This is a genomic window from Clostridia bacterium (assembly GCA_024653205.1).
Lineage (GTDB): Bacteria > Bacillota > DSM-521 > Neomoorellales > SLTJ01 > JANLFO01.
In genome coordinates, this window is the sequence record JANLFO010000007.1 from 19,053 (window position 1) to 30,158 (window position 11,106).

Annotated in this window: 10 protein-coding genes; 8 read left to right on the forward strand and 2 right to left on the reverse strand. The window is 63.7% G+C overall.

From position 1 onward, the window contains the following. Positions 1-66: 66 nt before the first annotated feature. Positions 67-1,455 carry an AmmeMemoRadiSam system protein A gene (gene amrA / locus NUV99_05095; GenBank protein MCR4419496.1) on the forward strand — a complete coding sequence of 463 codons (1,389 nt, stop codon included), beginning with the start codon at positions 67-69 and terminating at the stop codon, positions 1,453-1,455. A 258-nt stretch (positions 1,456-1,713) separates the two neighbouring features. Further along, entirely contained in the window at positions 1,714-2,724 is a 1,011-nt protein-coding gene (amrS, locus tag NUV99_05100; protein ID MCR4419497.1) for an AmmeMemoRadiSam system radical SAM enzyme, read from the forward strand. Here amrS and NUV99_05105 read toward each other — a convergent pair. Then, positions 2,721-3,806 (reverse strand): glycosyltransferase, encoded by a 1,086-nt coding sequence (locus NUV99_05105; GenBank protein MCR4419498.1) that lies wholly within the window; start codon positions 3,804-3,806, stop codon positions 2,721-2,723. The genes amrS and NUV99_05105 overlap by 4 nt on opposite strands. A 41-nt stretch (positions 3,807-3,847) precedes the next feature. Further along, positions 3,848-5,038 (reverse strand): glycosyltransferase family 4 protein, encoded by a 1,191-nt coding sequence (locus NUV99_05110; GenBank protein ID MCR4419499.1) that lies wholly within the window; start codon positions 5,036-5,038, stop codon positions 3,848-3,850. 430 nt (positions 5,039-5,468) lie between these two features. Between NUV99_05110 and NUV99_05115 the strand changes: the two genes are divergently transcribed. From NUV99_05115 to NUV99_05140, 6 genes are all read left to right on the forward strand, one after another. Continuing rightward, positions 5,469-6,905, forward strand: a complete 1,437-nt coding sequence (locus tag NUV99_05115; protein ID MCR4419500.1) for a phosphoglucomutase/phosphomannomutase family protein — start codon at positions 5,469-5,471, stop codon at positions 6,903-6,905. Continuing rightward, positions 6,889-7,248 carry an AraC family ligand binding domain-containing protein gene (locus tag NUV99_05120; GenBank protein MCR4419501.1) on the forward strand — a complete coding sequence of 120 codons (360 nt, stop codon included), beginning with the start codon at positions 6,889-6,891 and terminating at the stop codon, positions 7,246-7,248. The genes NUV99_05115 and NUV99_05120 overlap by 17 nt, the downstream gene beginning before the upstream one ends. A 6-nt stretch (positions 7,249-7,254) precedes the next feature. Beyond that, entirely contained in the window at positions 7,255-8,358 is a 1,104-nt protein-coding gene (locus NUV99_05125) for a mannose-1-phosphate guanylyltransferase (GenBank protein MCR4419502.1), read from the forward strand. A gap of 264 nt (positions 8,359-8,622) precedes the next feature. After that, positions 8,623-9,261, forward strand: a complete 639-nt coding sequence (locus NUV99_05130) for a copper amine oxidase N-terminal domain-containing protein (protein ID MCR4419503.1) — start codon at positions 8,623-8,625, stop codon at positions 9,259-9,261. 37 nt (positions 9,262-9,298) lie between these two features. Further along, a complete protein-coding gene (locus NUV99_05135; GenBank protein MCR4419504.1) occupies positions 9,299-10,240 on the forward strand; it encodes an LCP family protein in 942 nt (313 codons plus the stop codon). 91 nt (positions 10,241-10,331) lie between these two features. Further along, the gene (locus tag NUV99_05140) at positions 10,332-11,096 is read left to right on the forward strand and encodes a WecB/TagA/CpsF family glycosyltransferase (GenBank protein ID MCR4419505.1); all 765 of its coding nucleotides are present in this window, start codon (positions 10,332-10,334) and stop codon (positions 11,094-11,096) included. Positions 11,097-11,106: the final 10 nt, after the last annotated feature.

Sequence of the window (11,106 nt, forward strand, 5' to 3'; positions counted from 1 at the left end):
CGCCGGCGCGAGCGGGAAAGAATGGTCAGGAGACGGGGAATGCCTGAACGGCGGAGGTGAAACGGATTGAGCGGCAAGGGTGAGGTAACCGTTGCCTGTTTGGTGCCCCATCCGCCGGTAATGGTACCGGAGGTGGGAGGGAAAGATGCCAGGGGTGTGGAGAAGACGGTCCGGGCCATGGAGCAGGTGGCGGGCAGGCTCGCGGTCCTGGGCCCGGAGGTCCTGCTTTTCATTACCCCCCACGGTCCTCTGGCCCGGGATACGGTCTATGTGGCGGCAGAACGGGAGTTGGTGGGTGACCTGGCTGCCTTCGGGGCCCCGGAGGTGGGCTTTCGTTACGGCAACGATCTGGAGCTGGCGACCGCCATTCGCGATCGGGCCCGGGCGGTCGGGCTGGCGGTAGAGATGAACCGGCGCTGGACGGGATGGCCCGGACTGGGAGCGGGACTGGATCACGGAGTGACCGCCCCGCTTTACTACCTACGCCGCGGCCCGGCCTCCTTCCGTCTGGTAGTACTCACCTATGCCCTCTGGCCGCGGCCTCAACTGTATCGGCTGGGAGCCGTGATTCGTGAGGCGGTGCAGGCGAGCGGCCGAAGGGTGGCAGTGGTTGCCAGCGGGGACCTGTCGCACCGATTATTGCCCGGGGCTCCGGCCGGCTACGATCCGGAGGGTAAAGAGTTCGACCGCCGGCTACGCGAACTTCTGGAGCGAGGGCAGCTCTACGAGATAATCACTCTATCGGAAGAGTGGGCCGAAAGGGCCGGAGAGTGCGGGTGGCGCTCGCTGGTTGTTGCCCTGGGAGCCCTGGACGGCGTAAGGGTCAGGACCGAGGTGCTGTCCTACGAAGGCCCGTTTGGGGTGGGTTACCTGGTGGCCCTGATGGAGCCGGGAGAAGAAGACCCGGAGCGCTGTCTCCTGGGGCGCCTATCGGTTTCTGCAGAGGAGGGTTCCTGGCCGGTGCGCCTGGCGCGGCAGAGCCTGGAAGCCTACGTCCGGGAAGGCCGCCTTATCAAGCTCCCCCATCCCCTGCCGGCGGAGCTGGCGCGGCCGGCGGCGGCTTTTGTCTCCCTGAAGAAGCACGGGCAGTTACGGGGATGCATAGGTACCATTCGGCCTACGCGGCCGAGCCTGGCGGAGGAGATCATCGTCAACGCCATAAGCGCCGGCACGCGGGATCCTCGCTTTGAACCCGTGCGGCCGGACGAGCTTTCCGAGCTAACCTACTCAGTCGATGTGTTGGGCAAACCGGAGCCGGTAAAAGGACTCGAAGAACTCGATCCGAAGCGCTTCGGCGTAATAGTGCGCAAGGATTGGCGCACGGGGGTGTTACTGCCCGATCTGGAAGGTGTGGACACCGTGGAAGAGCAGCTTCGCATTGCCAAGCTGAAGGCGGGCATCGGGCCGGAGGAAGACTGCATCGTAGAGCGTTTTGAGGTAAAGAGGTACTACTGAGATTTGGGCTGCGCCACTAAGGCTTCGCCGGGCACTGAGCTTGGCGAGGGCGAGGGTGGAGGGGGGCCGCTAGGCTTCTGAATGGCGAAGCTGCGCCGGTGCCGAGGACGGTTTCTTTCGCGGGGAGCGCGCCGGGAGCCCGAAGCGTAAGGCTGTTCGGTTGGCGAAGCGACCGGCGCGAGGGGGAATCCGGGTGCCGGGGAGCAAACTGAGATAGCTCAGAAGGGACGGGACTTGATTTGGGGAGCGAGAGGCGTAATGCAGGAAGCGGCCTTCTACGAAAAGCTGGATGAGGGCCGGGTGCGCTGCGGGCTCTGTCCCCACCGCTGTGTGCTTGCACCCGGCAAGAAGGGTATTTGCGGCGTGAGGGAGAATCACGGAGGCAGGCTTTACACCCTCAACTATGCCCGGGTATCCTCCTGGGGCTTTGACCCGGTGGAGAAAAAACCGCTGTATCATTTCTGTCCGGGCACGGTCGTTTTCTCCTTGGGAACCGTGGGCTGCAATTTTCATTGCGAGTTCTGCCAAAACTGGGAGATCGCCCGCGGCGATGTAGGAGCAACTTTCGAGCTCGGCGTCGAGGCGCTGATAGAGGTGCTGACGCGCCAGGCTCCCCCTCACTGCGTGGGGGTGGCCTACACTTACTCCGAGCCCTCGGTGTGGTACGAGTACGTGCTGGCCGCCAGCCGCGGGGTGAGGGAGAAGGGCTACCGGAACGTCCTGGTGACCAACGGTTTTATCAATCCCGAGCCTTTGGCGCAGTTGTTGCCCTACGTGGATGCTCTGAACATAGACGTTAAGAGTTTCACCGACAGCTTCTACCGCCGGGTAGTACACGGCGAACGGGAGCCGGTACTGCGCACGGCAATCCAGGCCAAGGAAGCCGGGTGTCATGTAGAAATTACCACCTTGCTGGTCCCGGGTCTAAACGATGGCCGGGAGGAACTGGAACAACTGGTTGACTGGATAGCCACGCATCTGGGATCGGATACCCCTCTTCACTTCTCCCGCTACTTTCCGCATTACCGGCTCCGCCTGCCGCCTACGCCCGTCGAAACCCTGCGGCGGGCCCGGGAACTGGCCCGCCGCAAGCTCTCCTTCGTATATCTGGGAAACGTGCCGGACGCCGAAGCCTCCACCACCTATTGCCCGGGTTGCGGTCGGCCGGTAGTGGAGCGCCTGGGTTACCGGGTGAGCAGTTCGGGCCTGGCCGACGGGCGCTGTCGCTATTGCGGCCGGAGGCTCCCTTTTGTGCTTGAGCCGAACTAGCAGGGAACCACCAGGGGTACTGCGGCCTCTTCTTTTCCTTCCTCCAGCCGACCGGCGGTCTCCACGGCCAACCGCGACAGCAGGTAGGCCAAGAGGGATTCCGCTCCCTGGTTGGGGTTCGGGCCGTGAGGGGTCAGACCGTCGCAGCAGCCTCCGGACTCGCAATCGTAGAGGGCAACTCCCAGTTCGTTCTGGCCCAGAAACCAGCCAAAGGACTTCTCGGCCAGGCGCAGGTATTCGCGCTCCCGGCTTACCCAGTAGGCCAGGGTATAGGCCAGAACCAGGCAGCCCGCATCCTCGGGCTGCTCGTCAAAAGGTGCCGGTCGGGAATCTCTGAAGTACCAGCCTTTATTCCCCACCAGCTTCAGGTGCCCGTTGGCCAGGTGAAGACCGGTCAGAAAATCGAGTGCCCGCACGGCGGTCTGCCAGTAGAGCCGGTGCCCGGTTATCCGGTAGGCCATCACCAGGGCGGCGGGCAGGATGGCGTTGGAGTAGGTTAGGTAGGGTTCAAACCATTGCCACTCCCGGGTCTGTTCCCGCTCCAGGGCAGCCGGGAACCAATCGGCCAGAAGGCAAATCAAGCCGCGGATTTGCTCCGAAGGGAACGCCGAATAATAATACCCCAGGCCCAGGAGGGCAAAAGCTTTGGCCCGGGGATAGGTCAGGCCGGCCGACCAGGGAAGGGCCCTATCCAGCATGTCCTTGGCCGCCCGCCCCAGGTAGTGCTCGGGGAGGGAGGCGGCCGCGTATCCCAGGGCCCAAAGCGCCCGGCCGAAAGCATCCTCCGAGCCCTCTTCGTCCAGGAAGCACCGGGTATAGTCTACGAAGTTGTGCCACTTGCCGTCCGGCCTTTGCGCGTAGCGGAGAAAACCCAGGTAGCTTTCTGCCAGTTCCAGAGCCTCCGGCGCCTGGAGATGCTGATAGACTTGAAGGGCGGCCAGCAGGGCCCGGGCGTTGTCGTCGGTGGTGTAGCCGGTCCGGTAGTCGGGCAGGGCGTAGACCGCGTGCTGAATTATGCCCGTCCTGTCGGTGAGGCGGCGCAAGTGGTTCAGGTTCAGATCGGGATAGACTCCGTTTCTCACCATGCCCACCTCCCTAGCCTTGATGGTGGTCCTCAAGGCGTTCAGCTTGTGGCCTGACCTTCTAGCCCCGGCGCCGCCCGCTGGGCTGTGGCCACCACTTCGTGGAACAGGTCCATGTAGGCCTCGGCTACGCGGGGCCAGGTCATTTGCCGGCCGAATTCCCGGGCCGCGCGGCTCAGGGCCGCAGTCTTGGCGGGCTGAGACAAGACCTCTTCCAGGGCCAGGCCTAAAGCCTGGGCATCGGCGAAGGGAACCAGGATTCCCCGGCCGCCGGCCAGCATTTCCTGGGCGTAAATGTACGGCGTGGAGATGACGGTCTTGCCCAGGCATACGGCATAGGCCAGGGTGCCGCTGGAGATCTGCTGGGGCTCCAGGTAGGGTGTGAGATAAATGTCAGTCATATGCAGATAAGTCAAGAGTTCCTCCTGGCTCAGGTAGGAGTCTACGAAGTGCACATGATCCTCCAGGCCGAGCGCCATCACCAGATCCTTTAGCTTGCTCCTGTAGGTCTCGCCTTCCCGGCGCCGCACCTCGGGATGGGTCTGGCCCAGAACCAGGTAGAGCACCTCCGGGTGCTTGGCCACCACCGGCGGGAGGGCCTTCAGGGCGTATTCTATGCCCTTGCCCGGGTGCAGCAGCCCGAAAGTGCAGAGCAGTTTTCGGTCCTGCCAGCCGTAGCGCTTCCTTAGTTCGGAAGCGTCGGGCAGCTCCAATACCGGTACCCCGTGGTGGATTACGTGTATCTTGGCCGGCGCGATCTTGTACACCTGGGTGAGTATTTCCTTACCCTTGTGGGCCAGCACTACCACGGCGGCGCTGTGGGCGGCGATCTCCTGCACCAGGGCTTTCCGGTGGGAATCCACGTTGGGGAGTACGGTATGGAAGGTGGTTACCACCGGCTTGCGCAGGTGGCTCAACAGGGAAAGCAGGTAGTGGCCGTTGGTTCCGCCGAAGATGCCGAATTCGTGCTGCACTACCACTACATCCACTCTGCTGCGGTTGAGGAAGTTGGCTGCTTGGACATACGAAGAACGCTCTTCCTGAACCAGAATCTGTTTCACCACCGGGGGATAGGTCAAGTCTTGCCCTCGGTGATTGACGGCCACTACCACCGAGGGCGCCAGTCGGCCCGAAGCGTCTATGGCCGTGGTCAGATCCCAGGTAAACGTAGCCAACCCGCACTGACGAGGAGGAAAGGTGCTGACGTAGGCAACTTCCAGTCTGGTTGTCAACCGGGCCACCTCCTTACTTATTATTCGCCGGAAGACGGTAAACTAGTCCCAACGCCAGGCTAACCGGCAAGAGCGAGAACGAAGATAGGTCGGATAGGCAAAACTGTACTAGGATATGCTGATGGCGGAGATATTATGACCTCGTTCCCGCCGGCCGGCCTTGCGCTACGTGAGCACCCTTTCAGGCTAACCGGTACGGGTTTGGTACCCTCGGCTGCTAGCTCTGGAAAGATTCTAGCATAGGGGAGCAAGGAAACCAACCAGCATTTACCGCCAGAGTTGACGATTTTACCTCGTTTTTCGGCTGTACGAAGCCGGTTGGGCGGCAAATGGCTTTTGAATTATGTTAACAGCTGCCCGATCTCGTGGCCGGTAAGGCACCGGTCTGCTATAATACTAGCAAAAACTCGGACAGGCGAGGGGGGCGGGTATGGAGGAGATCAGGTTCGGCACCGACGGCTGGCGGCACGTTATCAGCGACGGCTTCACCTTTGCCAACGTGCGGCGAGTGGCCCAGGCTATAGCCGAGGATCTTCTGGCCCGGGGCCATCAGGGCCGCAGGGTGGTAGTGGGCTACGACACCCGCTTCTTGTCGCCCCGCTACGCGCAGTTGGTGGCCGAGGTTTTGGCGGGCAACGGGCTAGAGGTGTTGCTCACCCGTGAGGCGGCCCCAACCCCTGCCGTCTCCTGGGCGGTTAGAGAGAAGGGGGCGGCGGGAGGGGTTATGGTCACCGCCAGCCACAACCCTCCGGAGTATAACGGTCTGAAGTTCAAGGGACCCTACGGCGGATCGGCGTTACCCGAGTTGACCTCTGCCGTAGAGCGCCACCTGGCCGAGGAGACGCCCATCCGCTTCCTCCCTCTGGAGCAGGCGTTAGCCCAGGGCAGGGTGCGGCTTTTTGATCCCAAGCCCGGTTACTTCGCCCAGTTGCGGCGGCTGGTCGACCTTTCGGTTTTCACCGGTCTGAACTTTACCGTGGTAGCGGACCCCATGCACGGTGCCGGGCGGGGATACCTGAAAGAACTGTTGGCCCCGACCGGGCTAAAGGTAGTGGAGATTCGCGGGGAGCACAATCCCGGCTTCGGGGGGGTAAACCCGGAGCCCATAGAGAGGAATCTCACCCCTCTGTTCGAAGCCGTGGGAGGTCTCGGGGCGGCACTGGGCCTGGCCACCGACGGGGATGCCGACCGGGTGGGGGCGGTGGACGAGCAGGGCCATTTCGTGGATTCCCACCGCATCTTCGCCCTGCTGTTTCGCCATCTGGTCAATACCCGCGGCTGGGACGGCGCGGTGGTAAAGACCTTTTCTACCACCCGGATGATCGACCTGTTGGCCCGGCGTTTGGGCAAGAAACTTCACGTAACCCCTATAGGGTTCAAGTACATCTGCCGGCTGATGCTGGAAGACGACGTGCTAATCGGCGGCGAGGAAAGCGGAGGAATCGGGATCAAGTATCACCTGCCCGAACGCGACGGCATCCTCTCCGGTCTCCTCCTGCTGGAAATAATGGCCCTGTCCGGCAGGAAGATGTCCGAACTGGTAGCCGACCTGCTGCAGGAGGTCGGTCCCCATTACTACCGGCGGGTGGATCTGGAGATCAGGGAGGCTCAAACCCTGATGCGGAGGCTGGCGGAGCGGCCGCCCAAGGAGATCGCCGGGCGCCGCGTCCGGGGTCAGGACGGACTGGACGGGCAGAAGTTCCTGCTGGAGGACGAATCCTGGATCCTCTTCCGGGCTTCGGGTACCGAACCGGTGGTGCGCATTTACGCCGAAGCCGCCTCACCCCAGGCGGCAGAACACCTGCTGGCAGCCGGCGCCCGCTACCTGGCCGAAGGGGAGGTAGGTAGAGTTGCGGGTGGTGGATAAGCCCTGGGGAAGGGAGATCTGGTGGGCCCATACCGATCGGTACGTGGGCAAGATACTGGAAGTTAAGGCCGGACAGGCCCTGAGCCTCCAGTATCACCGCGAGAAGCTGGAGTCCATGTACTTCTGGCAGGGTGAGGGGGAGCTTCGCCTGGGTGAAGAAACCCGGGCCATCCGCCCGGGTCTGGCGGTGACGGTGCTGCCGGGAACTCCCCACCGCATTACCGCCTTTACCGACCTGATAATCTTTGAGGTTTCTACCCCTCAGGTAGAAGACGTGGTAAGGCTGGAGGACCGGTACGGCCGGGCGGAGCCCACCCCGGCACCTCCGTCGGGAGGTGAGTGAAGGATCATGTCCGAAGTGGCGGTAGTAATGGCCGGAGGGCGGGGAGAGAGGTTCTGGCCCCTGAGCCGGGAGAGCCGGCCCAAGCAGTTCTTGAGGCTGGGCGGAGACCGGAGCCTGCTCCAGGCTACGGTAGGCCGGATTGCCTCCCTGGTGCGGCCCGAGGATACGTACGTGGTGACCGGCAGACGTTACGCCGACCTGGTAGCCCGGGAGTTGCCGCATATCCCTGCGGGCAACATCCTGGCGGAGCCTGAGGGCCGGGATACGGCTCCCTGCATAGGGTTGGCCACGGTCTTCATCCGGCGTTCCCTGCCGGAGGCCGATCCGGTGATGCTGGTGCTCCCCGCCGACCACCTTATCACCGACGTGGCGGCCTTCACCTCCACCCTGCGGGTGGCGGTGGAGGTGGCCCGCCGAGAGGAGGTATTGGTGTGCCTGGGCATTCCGCCCACCCGCCCGGAGACCGGTTACGGGTACATCGAATGCGGCGAACAGCTCCGGGCCGACGAGGCCGCACCGGTATTTCGGGTGAGGAAGTTCCGGGAGAAGCCGGATCGGGCCACGGCCGAGGCTTTTCTCCGCCGGGGAGGATTCTTGTGGAATAGCGGCATGTTCGTGTGGAGACTAACGGTGATCGAGCGGGCCATTGCCCGCTGCCTCCCTGAGCTGGCCTCGGGTCTGGTCGAGTTGGCCCGCCGGATAGAGAAGGGTCGTCCCTGGGAGGAGGTTTTCGGGCGCCTGCCCCGAATCTCCGTGGATTACGGGGTGATGGAAAAAGCCGATAACGTGGCGGTGGTCCAAGGCTCTTTCGGCTGGGACGACGTGGGAACCTGGTCGGCGCTAAGCCGCGTCTACCAACGGGACGCCTTTGGCAACGTGGTGGCTCCGGGTGGAGACGGCCGCGTGGAGGGAGGGGCCAGGCCCATCCTGTTGCATTCCCGGGATTGCGTAGTCTATAATGGGCAACGGCTGTTGGCTGCCGTGGGGGTGGAGGACCTGATCATTGTAGATACGGAGGACGCGCTTCTGATCTGCAAGAAGCAGGAGGAGCAGCGTCTGAAGGAGCTTCTGAACCGGCTGAGGCAGGATGGCCTGGAGGGTTATCTCTAACGCCATCCAAAGGCTGGAGTTGCTCGGAGAGGAAGGGCTCGAGGCCGAGAGGTCTGGGCCGGGGGGCGCAGATCTTGCCCGGACGGGTGGGGCTGCCGACCCCGGCTACCGTCCTTACTTCGCAGTATTGAGCGCCCCGGCATTCGGGCGCGGTACAATCGCACACCATCTCCGGCATGTTCCTTCGGCCTCCGGTAGACTTAACTCCATTATTTACCCGGGGCAACGGCAATATACGTACCGATCGGGGGAGGGCAAGTGGTAATGAGCACCAGGCGGTGGCTGGCGGTAGTCTTGTCGGCAGGGGTGGTCCTGGGCGGTTTTTGGTGCTACGGCCGAGGACTGGCCCAGACTCCGGCGCCGGGAAGCGAGTCCGATCCTCTGATTAGCCGGAGCTACCTTGAAACCTACGTGGCCGAACGTTGCGGGTCGCTGGAGGCCCAGATTGCCCAGTTGACCGCCCGGGTGAGCCTCCTGGAGCAGCAGGTAAAGGCGCTCCGGGAGGGCTCGGGAGGCGGCGCGGCTACGGGGCAGACCCTGATCCTGCGGGTCGGGAGCCGGACGGCCCAACTGGGCGGCGAGACCCGCACTCTGGAACAGGCTCCCTACCTGCAGGGCAATACGGTTATGGTGCCCTTCCGGTTTATCGGCGAGGCCCTGGGGGCCCGGGTCAGCTGGGAGGCGCAAAGCAAGAGAATCGTATATCAGTCGGGCGGCGTGAAGCTGGTGTTCCAGTTGGGGCAGCCCTGGGTGGAGGTTAACGGCCAGCGCCGGGAACTGGAGGTGGCGCCCCGCTTGGTAGGCACTACCACCATGGTTCCCCTGCGGGTAGTGGCGGAGTACCTGGGTGCCGAAGTGGTATGGAACCAGGAGCGCAAAGAAATAACCATTTCTTTATCTTAGGGCCGGCCGGTAACCGACCCGCGTGGAGGCTTGGTCGATGAGTACCGATACCGAACTGCTGACCCGCCCCGCCCCCAGGCGCCGGCGCCTGCGCATATGGCCCTTAATAGTGGTCATGGTACTGGTATTTCTGGTTTTTGGGGGGCTTGGGTACTATCTGGCCAGTCTGACCGTGGTTTCTCCTCTCGGTGTTCGTATTCCGGGAGTGGCAAGCCGGCCCCAGCCCATGAATCTTCTGGTGCTGGGCGTCGACCGGCGGGAGAACGAGCGCGGCCGGGCGGACACCTTGATGTTGGTGTTCCTCGATCCTGCGACCTCCCGGGTCGGGGTCCTTTCCTTACCTCGGGATACCTACGTGCAGGTGCCCGGCCGCGGTCGCACCAAGCTGGCTCACGCCCACGCCTACGGGGGGGCCGAGCTGGCGGCGGAAACGGTGGAAGGGCTTTTGGGCGTACCGGTAGATCACTATCTGGAAGTCGATTTTGCCGGGTTCGAGCGTCTGGTGGACCTGCTGGGAGGGGTGGAAATCGAAGTCCCCCAGCGCATGTATCGCCCCGAGGAGGGGATCGATCTAAGGCCGGGTAAGCAGCGCCTCGACGGTGAGGATGCCCTGGCCTTTGTGCGCTTCCGTGACTACCCGGAGGGGGACATCGAGCGCATCCGCATGCAGCAGCGCTTTCTGTTGGCCCTGGTGGACCAGGCGGTAAGTCTCAGGAATCTGCTGAGATCCCCGCAACTGCTGCAGCAGATTTACGCCCTGGTTGAGACCGATCTGCCCATGGGGGATCTGCTTTCCTTGGCCAAGATCTTCTCCAATCTCGAGAACTATGACCTATCCCTGGCCCTCCTGCCTGGCAAGCCGAGCTACATCAACGGGGTAAGCTACTTCCTGCCGGACACGGAGCAGATTGGGCCGACCCTGGCCGAGCTGCAGAGCCCGCCGTCCGGCAACCAGGCTCAGGCCAAAGAACAGCTGTAATCCCGCTCCGGTGCGGTGGCGGGGGCCTTCGGGAGGCCCGGGGCTACGGCGCCACCGGCGGGAAATCCTACCCGGCCCGGGAGGGTGCGACTTGCAGGCGGCAGACATTCTGGGGGTGCGGGTAGACGCCTGCACCCTGGAGGAAGCGGTGGAGCGCATCGCCTCCATGGTTTCTTCGCCCGGGTATCACCAGGTGGTTACCGCCAACGCGGAGATGCTCTGGCGGTCCTGGCACGAGCCGGAGTTTGCCCGTATACTGGCCGGGGCCGCCCTGGTAACCGCCGACGGCGTGGGGGTGCTATGGGCGGCAAGACGCCTGGGTCAGCCTCCACTTCACCAGGTAACGGGCATCGATTTGGTACCGGCGCTGGCCCGCCGCGGGGCGGAAGAGGGCTGGCGTTTCTTTCTTTACGGAGCCCAACCCGGCGTGGCCGAGGCGGCGGCCGAGCGGTTGGCCGGCGCCCATCCCGGACTGCAGGTGGTGGGGGTAGCTCACGGGTACCAGACGCCGGACGGAGAGGAAGGGGTAAGGCGGGCCATTCGGCTTGGCCGGCCTCACGTTCTCCTGGTGGCTCTGGGTTCACCCAGGCAGGAGTACTGGATTGCCCGTTACCTGGACCAACTGGGGGTTCCGGTGGCCGTGGGAGTGGGCGGTACCCTGGACGTGCTGGCCGGCAGGGCCCGGCGGGCGCCGCTGTGGGTGCGGCGCCGGGGGCTGGAATGGCTTTACCGTCTGCTGAGGGAGCCCGGACGCTGGCGTCGCCAGGCAGTGCTGCCGGCGTTCGCCTGGCGGGTTTTCTGGGCGGCCGCCCTGCAGGGCGGGAGGAGAACCACCGGTCGGAGGAGAACTCTATAACCGGGTTCGA

Coding starts and splice junctions, on each gene's coding strand:
- NUV99_05125 (MCR4419502.1), top strand. CDS start 7,255: ATGTCCGAAGTGGCGGTAGTAATGGCCGGAGGGCGGGGAGAGAGGTTC.
- amrS (MCR4419497.1), top strand. CDS start 1,714: ATGCAGGAAGCGGCCTTCTACGAAAAGCTGGATGAGGGCCGGGTGCGC.
- NUV99_05135 (MCR4419504.1), top strand. CDS start 9,299: ATGAGTACCGATACCGAACTGCTGACCCGCCCCGCCCCCAGGCGCCGG.
- NUV99_05115 (MCR4419500.1), top strand. CDS start 5,469: ATGGAGGAGATCAGGTTCGGCACCGACGGCTGGCGGCACGTTATCAGC.
- NUV99_05130 (MCR4419503.1), top strand. CDS start 8,623: ATGAGCACCAGGCGGTGGCTGGCGGTAGTCTTGTCGGCAGGGGTGGTC.